Below are 16,992 nucleotides of genomic sequence, written 5' to 3'. Positions count from 1 at the left end.
CGTCAGTCACGGTGATCTTCAATAATGGTCAGCAGTAATCGGGCTACCCCGTACAGCAGGCAGCAGACCAGCAGCCAGCTCATCAGCAGGTAAGGGATGTTGGGAAATGCTGACTCTTGTGGCCGCTGCGGCGTGCTGATGGTGGCGAGCGTTTTTAACTTTCTGGCGCTTTCAACCCGTGTTTTTTCAAAGGCTTTGAGCGCGAGTGCGTACAGGTCACCTTCAAAAACGGCCTGGGATTTCATCTCTTCAAAATCGGCCGCCATACTGTTGAGCTTTTTACCTTCAGGGGCGGTGATCTTGCTTTGTTCTTGATCGATCTGAGATTGCAGCGAGGTGATGGCGTTTCTGGCGCTAACGACCTGCGGCGCATCGCTGCGCAGATAGGTCAGCAAGTTGCGTAGATCCGCCTCCATCTCAATTTTTTTGGCCAGCAGGGTGTTAACCAACGTTGTGGCGGCTTCCGCAGAGGCCAGTGGATCCAAAATATTGTGGTTATTCTGATAAGTGATTAACGCCTGTTTACTGGCATTTAATCGGGTTCTTGCCTGCTGTAACTGTTCTTCAGCGAACGTCATCTGCTCGCGGGATATCTGGTGAGACAGTTCGTTGATAAAACGCTCCGACTCTTGCAGCACCGCACGGTTAAATTGAAGGGCGAATTCAGGCGTAAACCCCTGGGTCTGGATGGTCAGCAGGCCATTTTTTTCATCATAGTTCACTGAAATACGCTGGCGATAATAGTCCAGTAGCCGTTCGTTCGTGGTCTGTTCTGGTAAATGGTAAAAAATATCTAAGCCGCTCTCGCCAAATGCCTGATGGAAATTTAGATTTTTATCGAGAATATGCATCATATCTGGAGAATTTATATATTCTTTAAGATACAGCGAATCTTCAGCGGATGATGAGGTGGAGCCGCCTAATAAAAGGCCGACGTTCAGGCTAGCGCTATCAATATCCGCAGGCCGTTTGACGGCTACTTTTGATTCGCTGACAAATCGTGGCTGGCTAAAAATAAGCAGATAGACGAGCAGAAGCAACATGGGAGCAGCGACCATAATCCGCCACAGATGACGCTGTATTTCAATATGCTGCAACCGGCCTACTACCTTGCGATAGCCTGTTGCTGTTGTGAGTAATATCGCCGATATGCGCGGAGAAATCATTTTCATAGCGTTGCTGATTTAAACCTTTTCAATAGATATAAAATAGTTATTATGAATAATAGGTTTACTATCACGCGTAGCGATATATATAGATAAAATAAGACATGTCAATTCCTTATGAATGTCATTGATTTATTGTTTAAATGGTACTCTTGTTGCAGATTTGCTTCGTGAATAAATAAAAGATAAAAATATCGATTTTGTTCGAAGGGGTATTTTTAACACAGCTATAAAACTATCTCAATCCTGGCGAGAAAGAAATGCCGTGAATGATAATAATCATATCTGAATGTGGTATTAAATGGATTGAAAATATAAGTGCGAGTATTTATATGAAAGCTGAATAAAACGGCGAATAACCGAAGTTATTCGCCTGATAAAGATTACTTGGCGATACGTTTGTATTTGATACGCTTCGGCTCCAGCGCGTCGGCGCCCAGCGTGCGTTTCTTATACTCTTCGTATTCGGTGAAGTTACCTTCGAAGAACTCGACTTTACCTTCATCCTGGTAGTCCAGAATGTGGGTGGCGATACGGTCGAGGAACCAGCGGTCGTGCGAGATAACCATCGCGCAGCCCGGGAACTCCAGCAGGGCGTTTTCCAGCGCGCGCAGGGTTTCGATATCCAGGTCGTTTGTTGGTTCATCGAGCAGCAGCATGTTGCCGCCAACCTGCAGCAGCTTCGCCAGGTGCAGACGACCACGCTCACCGCCGGACAGCTCGCCTACGCGTTTACCTTGATCAACGCCTTTGAAGTTAAAGCGGCCCACGTACGCACGGCTCGGCATCTCAGTGTTGCCGACTTTCATGATATCCAGCCCGCCGGAGACTTCTTCCCACACGGTTTTGCTGTTATCCATCGCGTCACGGAACTGGTCAACGGACGCCAGCTTCACGGTTTCACCCAGGGTGATGGTGCCGCTATCAGGCTGTTCCTGACCGGACATCATGCGGAACAGGGTAGATTTACCCGCACCGTTCGGACCGATAATGCCGACGATAGCGCCTTTCGGCACTGAGAAGCTCAGGTCGTCAATCAGTACGCGATCGCCGTAGGATTTACGCAGATTGCTCACTTCAACGACTTTATCGCCCAGGCGTGCGCCAGGTGGAATAAACAGTTCGTTGGTTTCGTTACGCTTCTGGTACTCGGTATTGTTCAGCTCTTCAAAGCGAGCCAGTCGGGCCTTGCCCTTGGACTGACGGCCTTTCGCGCCCTGACGTACCCACTCCAGTTCCTTCTCAATGGATTTACGGCGAGCCGCTTCCTGAGAGGCTTCCTGAGCCAAACGCTGATCTTTTTGCTCCAGCCAGGAGGAGTAGTTACCTTCCCACGGAATACCTTCACCGCGGTCGAGTTCGAGGATCCAACCGGCAACGTTATCCAGGAAGTAACGGTCGTGGGTAATCGCCACAACGGTGCCTTCGAAGTCGTGCAGGAAGCGTTCCAGCCAGGCCACAGATTCTGCATCCAGGTGGTTAGTTGGTTCGTCGAGCAGCAGCATGTCTGGCTTTTCGAGCAGCAGACGGCACAGCGCGACGCGGCGGCGTTCACCACCGGAGAGTTTTTCGATTTTCGCGTCCCAGTCCGGCAGACGCAGCGCATCAGCGGCGCGCTCCAGCTGTACGTTCAGGTTGTGGCCGTCGTGCGCCTGGATAATTTCTTCGAACTTACCCTGCTGGGCGGCGAGCTTGTCGAAGTCGGCGTCTGGTTCAGCGTACTTCGCGTACACTTCGTCCAGGCCTTTCAGCGCGTTAACCACTTCGGCAACGGCTTCTTCAACCGATTCACGAACGGTATGTTCAGGGTTCAGCTTTGGTTCCTGCGGCAGGTAGCCAATCTTGAGACCCGGCTGCGGGCGAGCTTCGCCTTCGATATCGGTATCGATACCGGCCATAATTTTCAGCAGGGTAGATTTACCCGCGCCGTTCAGACCCAGAACACCAATTTTTGCGCCAGGGAAGAAGCTCAGCGAGATGTTTTTAAGAATATGACGTTTCGGCGGAACCACTTTGCCGACACGATGCATGGTATAAACGAATTGAGCCACGTTGGACTTCGCCTCTTTTATAGTGGTGAATAGAGTTTTTCAAAGGCGAAGTGTAGCTGTTTTCAACGTTCAATCCCAGCAGGCAAATTCAGGTGTGCTACGTCGCATATAAAACGTAAAAAAGTGTTCATGGCGTGGCGTATTCGCCGATCAGTCGTTAGCATCAATTTATTACGCGGCATGATGCTGTACTGACGTAACGTGACAACGAGGAAGAGCTTGTGCAAAAAGCCAAACAAATGACGTGGCGTCTGCTGGCGGCAGGAGTCTGTTTGCTGACGGTGAGCAGCGTAGCCCGCGCAGATACCTTGGATCAGCAGCGTAGCCGCTATGCGCAAATCAAGCAGGCCTGGGATAACCGCCAGATGGATGTGGTCGATCAACTGATGCCGACCCTACGTGATTACCCGCTGTACCCCTATCTGGAGTATCGGCAGCTGTCGGGCGACTTGATGAATACGCCGGCGCTGGCGGTGACCAACTTCGTGCAGGCTAACCCTACGCTTCCGCCAGCGCGCACCTTAAGAAACCGCTTTGTGAATGAACTCGCCCGCCGGGAAGACTGGCGTGGGCTGCTGGCGTTCAGCCCGGAGAAGCCGGGTACGGTGGAAGCCCAGTGTAACTACTACTATGCCAAATACGCCGTGGGCGATACTCAGGGCGCCTGGGATGGCGCAAAAACGCTGTGGCTGACGGGGCAAAACCGACCGAACGCCTGCGATAAGCTGTTTGGTGCCTGGCGTGCTTCCGGTACTCAGGATCCTCTGGCTTACCTTGAACGTATTCGACTCGCGATGACGGCGGGAAACACCAGCCTGGTGAAAGCGCTGGCGTCGCAAATGCCGTCGCAGTACCAGACCATTGCTTCGGCAATTACCGATCTCGCCAATAATCCGAATAACGTGCTGAACTTTGCCCGTACCACCGGCGCGACCGATTTTACCCGTCAATTGGCGGCGGTCGCCTTCAGCAGCGTGGCGCGTCAGGACGTTGAAAATGCACGCCTGATGATCCCCGTGCTGGTGCAGGCGCAGCAGCTTAATGACGATCAGACGCAGGCGTTGCGCGATATCGTCGCCTGGCGCTTGATGGGCAACGACGTGACCGATGAGCAGGCGCGCTGGCGTGATGATGCCATCATGCGTTCGCAGTCAACGTCGCTGGTTGAACGCCGTGTGCGCATGGCGTTAGGCACGGGCGACCGCAGTGGGCTTAACACCTGGCTGGCGCGGCTGCCGATGGAGGCCAAAGATAAAGATGAGTGGCGCTACTGGCAGGCCGACCTGCTGATGGAGCGCGGACGCGATGATGAAGCGCGATCTATCCTACTTGCGTTAATGCAGCAGCGTGGTTTCTACCCGATGGTCGCTGCGCAACGTCTGGGTGAACCTTACCCGCTACGAGTTGAGAAAGCGCCGGGCACTATCTCGTCGACGCTAACCGGTGGCGCGGAAATGGCACGCGTGCGTGAGCTGATGTACTGGAATCAGGACAACACCGCTCGTAGCGAATGGGCGAACCTGGTGAGTAGTCGCAGCCAGACCGAGCAGGCCCAGTTGGCGCGCTATGCGTTCGATCAGCGCTGGTGGGATCTCAGCGTGCAGGCCACCATTGCTGGCAAGCTATGGGACAATCTGCAGGAACGTTTCCCGTTAGCCTATAACGACCTGTTTGTTCGCTACACGTCGGGGAAAGACGTGCCTCAAAGCTATGCGATGGCGATTGCTCGCCAGGAGAGCGCGTGGAATCCGAAGGTAAAATCCCCGGTCGGGGCGAGTGGCCTGATGCAGATTATGCCGGGTACCGCGACCCATACGGTGAAGATGTTTAACCTGCCGGGCTACAGTAATCCGGTGCAACTGCTGGACCCGGAAACCAATATCAATATTGGTACCAGCTATCTGCAGTACGTCTATCAGCAGTTTGAAAACAACCGTATCTTCGCCTCTGCGGCCTATAACGCCGGGCCGGGACGAGTACGAACCTGGCTTGGCAACAGCGCTGGGCGGATCGATGCGGTGGCGTTTATCGAAAGCATTCCGTTCTCTGAGACTCGCGGCTACGTGAAGAACGTGCTGGCCTATGACGCTTACTATCGTCACTTTATGGGGCAAAAAGAGGATGTGCTCAGCAGCAATGAGTGGCAACGACGTTACTGATGCGTAAGACCTGTGTTATGCTTGTACTCGTTTAAGAGTACAAGCATAACATGGTGGCCCGACATGACCCAACAATCCCCTTATTCCGCCACGGCGGCGGAGCAGCGCAACCAGGAGTGGCTTCGCTTTGTGGAGCTTCTGCGTCAGGCGTATACCGATGAGCTTGCGCTGCCGTTACTCAATCTGATGATGACCCCGGACGAGCGTGAAGCCCTGGGAACCCGCGTGCGCATTATTGAAGAGCTACTGCGCGGTGAGATGAGCCAGCGTGAGCTGAAAAATGAGCTGGGCGCGGGGATCGCGACGATCACCCGCGGATCGAACAGCCTGAAATCGGCGCCGGTAGAATTGCGCCAGTGGCTGGAACAAACCCTGCCAAAAACCTAATCAGCTATCCGGCAGGTTACCGACGATACAGGTCGTTATGGAAGGGGCTAAGCGCCAGCACCACCGCCTGGTGATAGACGCTGCTGCGCGTCAGTACGCCCGCGGTGAATACGCCGATAGCGCCTTCTTTATTACCAATTTTATCAATGCCGGTGTACTTCGACATCACCGGCCCCAGCGCTTCCCCGGCGCGAACCTGCTCAAGAATAGCTTCTGGCAGCGGTAGGGTGGCGGAGCGGGCTTCCCCACGCTGTTCGCCATTCTCAATCACCACCCAGCTAAAGGTGGCGCCTTCATCGATTCCGGCCTCAATGGCAACCCAAAACTCCGCGTTCGGATGTGCTTTGCGTGCGTTGGCGACGCGGTTACGTGCACCGGCACGCGTCTCACTGCTTCCGAACGGCTGCTCGGGTACACCGGTATCGACGGAAACAGGAGTGATTTGGCAGGATCCTTCACCAAAAATCTGGTCAAATGCGGCAAGAATCGCCTGAATTTTGGCAGGATTGGTGGTAGCAGCGACAACTTGATGCATAATCTACACAACTCAGCTAAAAAAATGTCATCGCAGTATAACGGATAAAAAACATGTTACAGGTATATCTTGTTCGCCATGGCGAAACGCAGTGGAACGCCGAACGGCGTATTCAAGGCCAGTCCGATAGCCCGCTGACGGCTAAAGGAGAACAGCAAGCTGTACAGGTCGGCGACCGCGTACGCACCTACGGCATTACGCATGTCATTGCCAGCGATCTGGGCCGTACGCGCCGTACCGCCGAGATCATTGCGGATGCCTGTGGTTGTGGCGTGACGTTCGATGCGCGTCTGCGTGAGCTTGATATGGGCGTGCTGGAGCAGCGTCATCTCGACTCGCTAAGTGCGGAAGAAGAAGCGTGGCGTCGGCTGGTGGTCAACGGTACGCCGGACGGACGTATTCCTGAAGGCGAGTCGATGCAGGAGTTGAGCGTGCGCATGCGCGCCGCGTTGAACGCTTGTCTCGATCTGCCTGCTGGCAGTCGACCGCTGCTGGTGAGTCACGGCATTGCGCTTGGCTGCCTGGTTGGTACGATCCTGGGTCTGCCTGCCCATGCGGAACGCCGCCTACGCCTGCGTAACTGCTCTATCTCAAGGGTGGATTATCAGGAAAGCCTGTGGCTGGCGCCGGGATGGGTGGTTGAAACGGCAGGGGATATCTCGCATCTGGATACCCCTGCGTTAGATGAGCTACAGCGTTAACGACGAATCGGGATCAGGTACTCGCAGCGCAGCATAATCGGCGGTTCCTGATTCCGGGCTTCATCCTGAGGGAAGAAGCGCTCGATATCCTGGCCTTTACGGCGCGTCAGATTCAGCATCGGCATGCAGGTGCCGTACAGGGTCAGGATAAACTCCTGCAGGCCTGTTCCCAGCCCTTCATAGGTAAACATGACGTATTCGCCGCCCTCAAGGGTCACCGGATGCGCATTGTTGATATGGCCGTTTGCCAGCTCCGGCGTCAGCGCCGTGGTGTAGAACACCTCTTGCTCATCGTCTTTTTCCAGGCTTGGGCGCGGCTCATGCAGGCCGTAGAGCATTGGCGGAATTGACGGCGAGTTGCCGAGGAAGTCGGTCCAGAACTGAACGCGCATCTGCTGGCGGAAATCGGAAATCTCTTCCAGTTTACAGGTGTAGCTCTGGGTTACCCCTACCAGGTGGGTGGTCGGCAGCGTGATGAACTCGTATTTCGGCATCGCAAACTCACCCAGACGCAGCGGCGGACGCATCCCGAACGAACTCCAGTCCGGAGAACGGCGGTACAGCGCGGGCGTCAATGCAAACTGCTTCTTAAACGCACGGGTAAAGGTTTGCTGGGAATCAAAACGATACTGCAGCGCAATATCAAGGATAGGGCGCGCGGTCAGACGCAACGCAACGGCAGATTTAGACAGACGGCGAGCGCGGATATAAGCGCCGATAGCATGGCCAGTCACGTCCTTGAACATACGTTGCAGGTGCCACTTGGAATAACCCGCTTTTGCCGCCACATTATCCAGCGATAAAGGCTGATCTAAATGCCCTTCCAGCCAAACGAGGAGATCGCGAATAATTCCAGCCTGATCCATAAAATGCCCTCATCCTTAATTTCGTAGGTGCCTGTTACCAAAGTAGCGGATAATAGCATCTTTTGCTGTTTTAGCATTCAGTGTTTTTTTTATGCATAAGTGCGTTTTTACATTAGAAATAAGGCTGATTTTTGTAAAGCTGTGATCTTTAAATACTTTCCTGGCTGATGTTGAATAATTCTTCAATGCAATCGATGAAAATGGTAACAATATGAAATACAAGAAATTAATGGCAGGCCTGTTATTAAGTCTCTCTAGCCTGGGCGCTCACGCTGAGCAGATTGGCTCTGTTGATACGGTTTTCAAAATGTTTGGCCCCGATCATAAAATCGTGGTGGAAGCTTTTGACGATCCGGATGTCAAAAACGTGACCTGCTACGTCAGCCGTGCCAAGACCGGTGGCATCAAAGGCGGGTTGGGTCTGGCGGAAGATACTTCCGATGCTGCTATCTCCTGCCAGCAGGTTGGGCCGGTGGAGCTGAGCGATAAAATTAAGAACGGCAAAGCGGAAGGTGAGGTGGTCTTTAAGAAGCGGACGTCGCTGGTGTTTAAATCACTGCAGGTCGTTCGTTTCTACGATGCAAAACGTAATACGCTGGCTTACCTTGCCTATTCCGACAAGGTGGTTGACGGATCGCCGAAAAATGCCATCAGCGCAGTGCCTATTATGCCGTGGCGCGAATAACAGGGACGCTATATGCAACAGGCAGTGGTCTGGTTAGTTGAAGATGAACAGGGAATTGCAGATACGCTTATCTACATGCTGCAACAGGAAGGATTTAGCGTTGAAGCATTTGAGCGCGGCCTGCCCGCGCTGGAAAAAGCGCGCCACTGCCAGCCTGACGTGGTGATTCTCGACGTTGGGTTGCCGGATATCAGTGGGTTTGAACTGTGCCGACAGCTGTTGGCACGGTTTCCGGCGCTGCCTGTTCTGTTTCTTACCGCCCGCAGCGACGAGGTCGATCGCCTGCTGGGGCTGGAGATTGGCGCGGATGATTATGTCGCCAAACCGTTTTCCCCCCGCGAAGTGTGCGCCAGAGTCCGCACGCTGCTCAGGCGCGTGACCAAGTTTTCTACTCCCTCGCCGGTGATGCGCGCCGGTCATTTTGAGCTTAACGAACCGGCGGCGTTGGTGAGCTGGTTTGATACGCCGCTGCCGCTGACGCGCTACGAATTTCTGCTGCTGAAAACGCTGCTGGCCTCTCCAGGGCGCGTCTATTCCCGCCAGCAGCTAATGGACATCGTCTGGGCCGACGCGCAGGAGAGCTTCGATCGAACGGTGGATACCCATATCAAAACGCTGCGCGCTAAGTTACGCGCCGTGAACCCCGATCTTTCGCCGATCAATACCCATCGCGGCATGGGATACAGTCTGAGGATCCTCTGATGCGCATAGGCATGCGGCTGCTGCTGGGCTACTTTCTGATTGTTGCCGTGGCCGCCTGGTTTGTGCTGTCGATCTTTGTCCAGGAAATTAAGCCAGGAGTTCGTCGCGCCACGGAAGGGACGCTTATCGATACCGCTACGCTGCTGGCATCGGTAGCGCGCGACGATTTGCTCTCTGAAGATGCGGCTCATGGCCAGTTGGCCAGGGCGTTTGCGCGTCTGCATAACTCTCCGTTTCGTGCCAATATCGGCGGTATTAGCAAAGTTCGTAACGAATACCATGTCTATATGACGGATGCGCAGGGGAAGGTGCTGTTTGATTCTGCGGGACAAGCCGTAGGGCAGGACTATTCTCGCTGGAATGATGTCTGGCTTACGCTGCGGGGGCAATACGGTGCGCGAAGCACGCTGCGGGATCCTGCCGATCCTGAAAGTTCGGTGATGTATGTCGCCGCGCCGATTATTGACGGCGGAAAGACTATCGGCGTACTGAGCGTCGGGAAACCGAACGCCGCGATGGCGCCGGTGATCAAACGCAGTGAGCGGCGGATCCTGTGGGCGAGCACAGTATTATTAGGGATCGCGCTGGTGATTGGGGCCGGTATGGTCTGGTGGATTAACCGCTCGATTGCCAAACTCACCCGCTACGCTGACGCCATCACCGAAGACCAGCCGGTGGCGCTGCCGTCGCTTGGCAGCAGTGAGCTCCGTCGGCTGGCGCAGGCGCTGGAAAGCATGCGCCTGAAGCTGGAGGGGAAGAACTATATTGAGCAGTACGTCTATGCGTTGACCCATGAGCTGAAAAGCCCGCTGGCGGCGATTCGCGGCGCGGCGGAGATTCTGCGAGAAGGCCCACCACCCAGCGTGGTGGCACGTTTTACCGATAATATTCTGCGTCAGAATGCCCGTATGCAGCTTCTGGTGGAAACGCTGCTGCGCCAGGCGCGACTGGAGAATCGCCAGGAGGTCGTGCTGGTGCCGGTAGCCGTCGAGGCGCTGCTGGCGAAAATTGTTGAGGCGCGTACCGTGCAGCTTGCGGAGAAGCACATTGCCGTGACCATTGATGCCCAGCCGCTGCATGTGGCGGCGGACGCCGCCTTGCTGGAGCAGGCGCTGGGGAACCTACTGGATAATGCCATCGACTTTACCCCAGAAAACGGCACTATCACCCTGAGCGTACAGCCGCAGGGTGAGCAGGTACTGCTTCTCGTGACCGACAGCGGCAGCGGTATTCCTGACTACGCGTTGCCGCGTATTTTCGAACGATTCTATTCGCTACCGCGCGAAAATGGCCTGAAAAGCAGCGGCCTTGGTCTGGCGTTCGTTCGTGAAGTTGCCCGGCTCTTCAACGGTGAAATCACCCTACGTAACCGCCCGGAAGGAGGGACAGAAGCCGCTTTAAGACTTCACCGTCACTTCACATAGCTTCAAATTATCCCCACATAGCTGACGTACTTTGCGATTATTGCAAAGGAGAAGGCTATGTTGAAATCCCCCCTGTTCTGGAAAATTGTCACCCTGGGTGGCGCGATGGTGCTGTTGTTAATTCCGTTGATGATGATTCGACAGGTTATCGTCGAGCGGGCTGATTACCGCGGTGAAGTGGAGGACTCGATCCGCCAAAGCACCAGCGGGCCGCAAAAAGTGGTGGGGCCGCTGATTGCGATTCCTGCCACCGAGCTGTACACCCGAATGGAAGATGATAAAGAGGTGACGCGACAGCGTAATGTTATCCATTTCTGGCTGCCGGAGTCGCTGATGGTGGAAGGTCATCAGAACGTAGAAGCGCGGCAGATTGGTATTTATCAAGGCCAGGTGTGGCATACCGATACGGTCATCAACGCCAAATTTGACGCATCCCGCCTGAGTGAACTGGATAAGCCGGGTATCACGCTTGGTAAGCCGTTCATGGTGGTGGGCGTTGGCGATGCGCGAGGTATTGGCGTGGTGAAGGCGCCACAGATGAATGGGACGACGTTGGTTGCCGAACCGGGAACGGGGCTGGCACAAAACAAAGAGGGGATTCACATCCCGCTGCCGGATAACTGGCGGCAGAATCTGGATCTGAGCATGTCGCTTAATTTAAGCGGCACCGGCAGCTTCTCGGTGGTACCCGTAGGACGCAGCAGCGAAATGCGGCTGACCAGCAACTGGCCGCATCCAAACTTCCTAGGGGACTTCCTGCCCGGTAAACGTGAAATCAGCGAAACGGGATACCAGGCGCAGTGGCAAAGCAGCTGGTTTGCCAATAACCTGGGCGACAGCTTCGAGCAGGAAGCTTCCTGGCGTGCGCTGCCTTCATTCAGCGTGGCCGTTGCCACTCAGGCCGACCAGTATCAGCTGACCGACCGGGCAACAAAATATGCTGTCCTGTTGATTTTACTCACGTTCGTCTCTTTCTTCGTCTTTGAGACGCTGACGGGGCTGCGTTTGCATGCCATGCAGTACCTGCTGGTGGGGCTCTCGCTGGTGATGTTTTACCTGCTGCTGCTGGCGCTGTCCGAGCATATTGGCTTTACGCCCGCCTGGATTGTGGCAAGCCTGGTCGGGGCGTTGATGAACGGCGTATATCTGCAGGCGGTATTCAAAGGGTGGCAGCGCGCGGTGCCGTTTACGCTGGCTCTTCTGGCACTGGATGGCGTAATGTGGGGGCTGCTACGCTCTGAGGAGAGTTCGCTGCTGATGGGATCGGGGATATTACTGCTGGCGCTCTGTGCGGTGATGTTCTTGACGCGTCATCTGGACTGGTATGCGCTTTCTGTCGCTAAACCCACTCCACCTGACGCGCCCGAGAAAGCTCAACCGAAGGATGATGAGCTTCGTATCTGGAAGTAAAACGGAGACATAAAAAAACGGCGCTGAATGCGCCGTTTTGTTGTCTTAGTCCTGCAGCTCGCCGCAGAAGCGGTAACCTTCGCCGTGGATAGTGGCGATGATTTCCGGGGTATCCGGCGTAGACTCGAAATGCTTACGGATGCGACGAATGGTTACGTCAACCGTACGGTCGTGTGGCTTGAGCTCACGGCCGGTCATTTTCTTCAGCAGTTCAGCACGAGACTGAATTTTGCCTGGGTTTTCGCAGAAGTGCAGCATTGCGCGGAATTCGCTACGCGGCAGCTTGTACTGCTCACCGTTCGGGCTCACCAGAGAGCGGCTGTTGATGTCCAGTTCCCAACCGTTGAACTTGTAGCTTTCTACGCTACGACGCTCTTCGCTGACGGTACCCAGGTTCATGGTACGGGACAGCAGGTTACGCGCACGGATAGTCAGTTCGCGTGGGTTGAACGGTTTGGTGATGTAATCATCTGCACCAATTTCCAGACCGAGGATCTTGTCGACTTCATTGTCGCGACCGGTCAGGAACATCAGAGCGACGTTCGCTTGTTCACGCAGTTCGCGCGCCAGCAGAAGGCCGTTTTTACCTGGCAGGTTGATATCCATGATCACCAGGTTGATGTCATGTTCAGACAGGATCTGATGCATTTCCGCGCCATCGGTCGCTTCGAACACATCGTAGCCTTCTGCTTCGAAAATACTTTTTAACGTGTTGCGTGTTACCAACTCGTCTTCAACGATAAGAATGTGCGGGGTCTGCATGTTTGCTACCTAAATTGCCAACTAAATCGAAACAGGAAGTACCAATAGTCCCTGACCTGCCTGATGCATGTCGAAAATTAACATGATCGGCGTAACATGACTAAAGTACGTAATTGCGTTCTTGATGCACTTTCCATCAACGTCAACAACATCATTAGCTTGGTCGTGGGTACTCTTCCCTCTGGACCCGACAGTGTCAAAAACGGTTGTCATCCTAACCATTTTAACAGCAACATAACAGGTAAAGAGGCACCAGACCGCCAATAAACCTACGCTTCGTTGACATATATCAAGTTCAATTGTAGCACGTTAACAGTTCGGTGAAATCATCACTCCGGAATGATAACGCCTATCACATTTTTTCCACAACTCAAGTAGTTGCACAGGTTAACTGATAAATGTGGTGAATCCAATTGTTATTGTTCAATGGTAATGGAAATAGTTCGTATAAACATAGAGATATATCACTTCTGTTAACATAACTAATTGATAATTTCGCCCTGAATAGTTTAGCTTCTTTTATGTGTTATGAAACATCATTTCATTGATTTTTGTTGCATTTTTGTAAATTCGCGCTGCGCAATATGTTGAAGTACATCACATTATTGCCCGATGACAGGAAATTAAGAGAACTTTAAATGCGCTTATCTATTGTGCTGGTTTCTCCAGCAAGAGCCGAAAATATCGGCGCTGCCGCCCGAGCAATGAAGACCATGGGATTCCACGATTTACGGATCGTGGATAGCGTTGCGCACCTCGAGCCAGCGACCCGCTGGGTGGCTCACGGTTCGACCGATATCATTGATGACATCACTTGCTACCCAACGCTTGCGGAAGCGCTGCACGACGTGGACTTCACTGTTGCCACCACCGCCCGCAGCCGTGCCCGCTTTCACTACTACGCCACGCCGCAGGAGCTGCTGCCGATGCTGGAGGAAAAAGCGCAGTGGATGGGGCACGCCGCGCTGGTCTTTGGCCGTGAAGATTCGGGGTTAACCAACGACGAACTGGCGCTGGCCGATGTGCTGACCGGCGTGCCAATGGTCGCTGATTATCCCTCGCTGAACCTGGGGCAGGCGGTGATGGTTTATTGTTATCAGCTCTCCTCGCTGTTACAAACCGCGAACCCGACGGCAACGGAAGGTGACGAGAATCAGCTGATTGCGTTAAGGGCACGTATCACTGCTTTGCTGGCACGCCTGGATGTCGCCGGAGATGTAAAAATGGCTGACTGGCTGCAACAACGTATTGGCTTACTAACGCATCGCGATACGGCAATGTTGCATCGTTTGCTGCATGATATTGAAAAAAATATGCCAGAGTAAAATTCTGTCATCGTGTTTACGTATGGTGTTATGCCCCAACATTTTGCTTAACTTATGGCTGTTGTGGTGGTTTATCGGTGGTTGTTTGGGCTGATGTGAACTGATTGCGGAACGTGACGAAGTTAAAAATTCATTGACTTAGATGGGCAGATACTTTAACCAATATAGGTATACAGACAGAGAAATAACAGAGCACACAACATCCATGATTCGCATCAGCAGCATTATGACCATTACCACCACCACTATTACCACAGGTAACGGTGCGGGCTGACGCGTACAGGAAACACAAAAAAAAGCCCGCACCTAAACAGTGCGGGCTTTTTTTTCGACTAGTGATCAAGGGGTAAAAACCATGCGAGTCTTGAAGTTCGGCGGTACATCAGTGGCAAATGCGGAACGGTTTCTGCGTGTTGCCGATATCCTGGAAAGCAACGCCAGGCAGGGGCAGGTAGCAACCGTGCTCTCTGCCCCGGCAAAAATCACTAACCACCTCGTGGCGATGATTGAAAAAACCATTGGTGGCCAGGATGCGCTGACCAATATCGCCGATGCCGAACGAATCTTTGCTGAACTGCTTCAGGGACTCGCTAACGCCCAGCCCGGTTTTCCGCTCGCCGATCTGAAAGCCGCCGTTGAGCTGGAATTCTCCCAGATTAAGCACATCCTGCACGGCATCAGCCTGCTGGGTCAGTGCCCGGACAGCGTCAACGCAGGGCTTATCTGCCGCGGTGAGAAGCTGTCGATTGCTATCATGGCAGGCCTGCTGAGCGCCCGCGGCCACAAAGTCACCGTGATTAACCCGGTTGAAAAACTGCTGGCCGTTGGCCACTACCTTGAATCTACTGTCGATATTGCTGAATCTACCCGCCGTATCGTGGCAAGCCAGATTCCATCAGACCACATGGTGCTGATGGCAGGCTTTACCGCCGGTAACGAGAAGGGCGAGCTGGTGGTGCTGGGGCGTAATGGCTCCGACTACTCCGCTGCCGTGCTGGCCGCCTGTTTACGCGCCGACTGTTGTGAAATCTGGACCGATGTCGACGGTGTTTACACCTGTGACCCGCGCCAGGTACCGGATGCGCGCCTGCTGAAGAGCATGTCGTATCAGGAAGCGATGGAGCTCTCCTACTTCGGCGCCAAAGTTCTCCACCCTCGCACGATTGCCCCCATCGCCCAGTTCCAGATCCCTTGTCTGATTAAAAACACCGGTAATCCTCAAGCCCCCGGTACGCTTATCGGTGCCAGCAGTGACGATGATTCATTGCCAGTGAAGGGGATCTCTAACCTCAACAACATGGCGATGTTTAACGTCTCTGGCCCAGGCATGAAGGGGATGGTTGGCATGGCGGCGCGCGTGTTTGCGACCATGTCTCGCGCCGGTATCTCGGTAGTGCTGATTACCCAATCGTCCTCTGAATACAGCATCAGCTTCTGCGTGCCGCAAAGCGACTGCGCGCGGGCGAAGAAGGCGATGGAAGATGAGTTCTATCTGGAGCTGAAAGAAGAGCTGCTGGAGCCGCTGGCCATCATGGAACGTCTGGCAATTATCTCCGTCGTCGGCGACGGTATGCGGACGCTGCGCGGTATCTCGGCGAAATTCTTTGCCGCGCTGGCCCGCGCCAATATCAACATTGTGGCGATTGCTCAGGGCTCTTCAGAGCGCTCTATCTCCGTGGTGGTGAACAACGACGACGCGACGACCGGCGTGCGCGTGACCCATCAGATGCTGTTTAACACCGATCAGGTGATTGAAGTGTTCCTGGTGGGCGTTGGCGGTGTTGGAGGCGCGTTGCTGGAGCAGATCAAACGCCAGCAGGCATGGCTGAAGAAAAAGCATATCGACCTGCGCGTGTGTGGCGTGGCTAACTCCCGTGCGCTGCTGACCAGCGTCCATGGCCTGAATCTTGAAAACTGGGAAGCCGAGCTGGCGGAAGCCAAAGAGCCGTTCAACCTGGGCCGCCTGATTCGTCTGGTGAAGGAGTATCACCTGCTGAACCCGGTGATCGTCGACTGCACCTCAAGCCAGGCGGTGGCCGATCAGTACGCCGACTTCCTGCGTGAAGGCTTCCACGTGGTGACGCCGAACAAAAAGGCCAACACCTCGTCGATGGATTACTACCATCAACTGCGTCATGCCGCCGGGCTGTCGCGCCGTAAGTTCCTCTACGACACCAACGTCGGCGCGGGTCTGCCGGTGATTGAAAACCTGCAAAACCTGCTCAACGCGGGCGATGAACTGCAGCACTTCTCCGGGATTCTCTCCGGCTCGCTGTCGTTTATTTTCGGTAAGCTGGATGAGGGGATGAGCCTCTCCGACGCCACGGCGATGGCGCGTGGAATGGGTTATACCGAGCCGGACCCGCGTGATGACCTTTCCGGGATGGACGTCGCGCGTAAGCTGCTGATTCTGGCACGTGAAACCGGGCGTAACCTTGAGTTGAGTGATATTGTGGTCGAGTCTGTGCTGCCGGAAAGCTTCGATGACTCGGGCGATACCGAGAGTTTCATGGCGCGTCTGCCGCAGCTAGATGATGAATTTTCCGCTCGTGTGGCGAAAGCGCGTGATGAAGGTAAAGTGCTGCGCTATGTTGGCAACATCGAAGAAGACGGCGTGTGCCGGGTGAAAGTGGCCGCCGTCGATGGCAACGACCCGCTGTATAAAATCAAAAATGGCGAGAACGCGCTGGCGTTCTACAGCCGCTATTATCAACCGCTTCCGCTGGTACTGCGCGGCTATGGCGCCGGTAACGATGTGACGGCGGCAGGGGTATTTGCCGACCTTCTTCGCACGCTGTCATGGAAGTTAGGAGTTTAAC

General features: G+C 54.2%; 15 protein-coding genes, 1 pseudogene and 1 other annotated feature. Of the genes and pseudogenes, 11 read left to right on the top strand and 5 right to left on the bottom strand.

The genetic code is table 11. From position 1 onward, the window contains the following. Positions 1 to 2: 2 nt before the first annotated feature. Both V6944_RS12655 and ettA read right to left on the bottom strand, forming a co-directional pair. Positions 3 to 1,058, bottom strand: a complete 1,056-nt coding sequence (locus V6944_RS12655) for a capsule biosynthesis protein (RefSeq protein ID WP_442910739.1) — start codon at positions 1,056 to 1,058, stop codon at positions 3 to 5. Between the two features lie 491 nt (positions 1,059 to 1,549). Further along, the gene (ettA, locus tag V6944_RS12650) at positions 1,550 to 3,217 is read right to left on the bottom strand and encodes an energy-dependent translational throttle protein EttA (protein ID WP_333499208.1); all 1,668 of its coding nucleotides are present in this window, start codon (positions 3,215 to 3,217) and stop codon (positions 1,550 to 1,552) included. Between the two features lie 221 nt (positions 3,218 to 3,438). On the opposite strand from ettA, the gene sltY reads away from it, so the two are divergent. Both sltY and trpR read left to right on the top strand, forming a co-directional pair. Beyond that, the gene (sltY, locus tag V6944_RS12645; protein ID WP_333499207.1) at positions 3,439 to 5,376 is read left to right on the top strand and encodes a murein transglycosylase; all 1,938 of its coding nucleotides are present in this window, start codon (positions 3,439 to 3,441) and stop codon (positions 5,374 to 5,376) included. Positions 5,377 to 5,439: 63 nt separating this feature from the next. Continuing rightward, positions 5,440 to 5,763: a trp operon repressor gene (gene trpR, locus V6944_RS12640; protein WP_333499206.1), complete on the top strand. Its 324-nt coding sequence runs from the start codon at positions 5,440 to 5,442 to the stop codon at positions 5,761 to 5,763. A 16-nt stretch (positions 5,764 to 5,779) separates the two neighbouring features. On the opposite strand, the gene yjjX is transcribed toward trpR, so the two are convergent. After that, the gene (gene yjjX / locus V6944_RS12635; protein WP_333499205.1) at positions 5,780 to 6,298 is read right to left on the bottom strand and encodes an inosine/xanthosine triphosphatase; all 519 of its coding nucleotides are present in this window, start codon (positions 6,296 to 6,298) and stop codon (positions 5,780 to 5,782) included. Positions 6,299 to 6,351: 53 nt separating this feature from the next. Between yjjX and gpmB the strand changes: the two genes are divergently transcribed. Further along, on the top strand, positions 6,352 to 6,999 hold the full coding sequence (gene gpmB / locus V6944_RS12630; RefSeq protein WP_333499204.1) for a 2,3-diphosphoglycerate-dependent phosphoglycerate mutase GpmB: 648 nt from the start codon (positions 6,352 to 6,354) through the stop codon (positions 6,997 to 6,999). Here gpmB and robA read toward each other — a convergent pair. Continuing rightward, on the bottom strand, positions 6,996 to 7,865 hold the full coding sequence (gene robA, locus V6944_RS12625) for an MDR efflux pump AcrAB transcriptional activator RobA (RefSeq protein WP_333499203.1): 870 nt from the start codon (positions 7,863 to 7,865) through the stop codon (positions 6,996 to 6,998). The two genes, gpmB and robA, sit on opposite strands and share 4 nt — an antisense overlap. A gap of 211 nt (positions 7,866 to 8,076) precedes the next feature. On the opposite strand from robA, the gene creA reads away from it, so the two are divergent. Genes creA through creD form a run of 4 tightly spaced genes read left to right on the top strand, consistent with a single transcriptional unit; the run spans position 8,077 to position 12,086 of the window. Continuing rightward, positions 8,077 to 8,550, top strand: a complete 474-nt coding sequence (creA, locus tag V6944_RS12620) for a protein CreA (protein ID WP_333499202.1) — start codon at positions 8,077 to 8,079, stop codon at positions 8,548 to 8,550. A 12-nt stretch (positions 8,551 to 8,562) separates the two neighbouring features. Next, complete coding sequence (gene creB / locus V6944_RS12615) at positions 8,563 to 9,252, top strand: two-component system response regulator CreB (protein ID WP_333499201.1); 690 nt, start codon at positions 8,563 to 8,565, stop codon at positions 9,250 to 9,252. Continuing rightward, positions 9,252 to 10,676 (top strand): two-component system sensor histidine kinase CreC, encoded by a 1,425-nt coding sequence (gene creC / locus V6944_RS12610; protein WP_333499200.1) that lies wholly within the window; start codon positions 9,252 to 9,254, stop codon positions 10,674 to 10,676. The genes creB and creC overlap by 1 nt, the downstream gene beginning before the upstream one ends. A gap of 57 nt (positions 10,677 to 10,733) precedes the next feature. Continuing rightward, entirely contained in the window at positions 10,734 to 12,086 is a 1,353-nt protein-coding gene (gene creD / locus V6944_RS12605; protein ID WP_333499199.1) for a cell envelope integrity protein CreD, read from the top strand. Between the two features lie 45 nt (positions 12,087 to 12,131). Here creD and arcA read toward each other — a convergent pair whose 3' ends face one another. Beyond that, positions 12,132 to 12,848, bottom strand: a complete 717-nt coding sequence (gene arcA, locus V6944_RS12600) for a two-component system response regulator ArcA (RefSeq protein ID WP_333499198.1) — start codon at positions 12,846 to 12,848, stop codon at positions 12,132 to 12,134. A 96-nt stretch (positions 12,849 to 12,944) separates the two neighbouring features. On the opposite strand from arcA, the pseudogene yjjY reads away from it, so the two are divergent. The 4 genes and pseudogenes from yjjY (at position 12,945) to thrA (ending at position 16,991) form a co-directional block, all read left to right on the top strand. Further along, positions 12,945 to 13,086: pseudogene (gene yjjY / locus V6944_RS12595) on the top strand (protein YjjY). A 400-nt stretch (positions 13,087 to 13,486) separates the two neighbouring features. Further along, on the top strand, positions 13,487 to 14,173 hold the full coding sequence (locus tag V6944_RS12590) for a tRNA/rRNA methyltransferase (RefSeq protein ID WP_185668276.1): 687 nt from the start codon (positions 13,487 to 13,489) through the stop codon (positions 14,171 to 14,173). A 142-nt stretch (positions 14,174 to 14,315) separates the two neighbouring features. Further along, positions 14,316 to 14,447, top strand: a complete 132-nt coding sequence (gene thrL / locus V6944_RS23340) for a thr operon leader peptide (protein WP_220440339.1) — start codon at positions 14,316 to 14,318, stop codon at positions 14,445 to 14,447. Further along, positions 14,386 to 14,503 (top strand) — a sequence feature (Thr leader region). It overlaps the preceding gene by 62 nt. 25 nt (positions 14,504 to 14,528) lie before the next feature. Beyond that, on the top strand, positions 14,529 to 16,991 hold the full coding sequence (gene thrA, locus V6944_RS12585) for a bifunctional aspartate kinase/homoserine dehydrogenase I (protein WP_333499197.1): 2,463 nt from the start codon (positions 14,529 to 14,531) through the stop codon (positions 16,989 to 16,991). The last annotated feature ends 1 nt before the right edge of the window (position 16,992 follow it).

This window comes from Kluyvera sp. CHPC 1.2972 (assembly GCF_036759925.1).
Classification (GTDB): domain Bacteria; phylum Pseudomonadota; class Gammaproteobacteria; order Enterobacterales; family Enterobacteriaceae; genus Kluyvera.
Note: the sequence above shows the minus strand (reverse complement) of the source record. Positions and strands in the feature narration are given on the sequence as shown.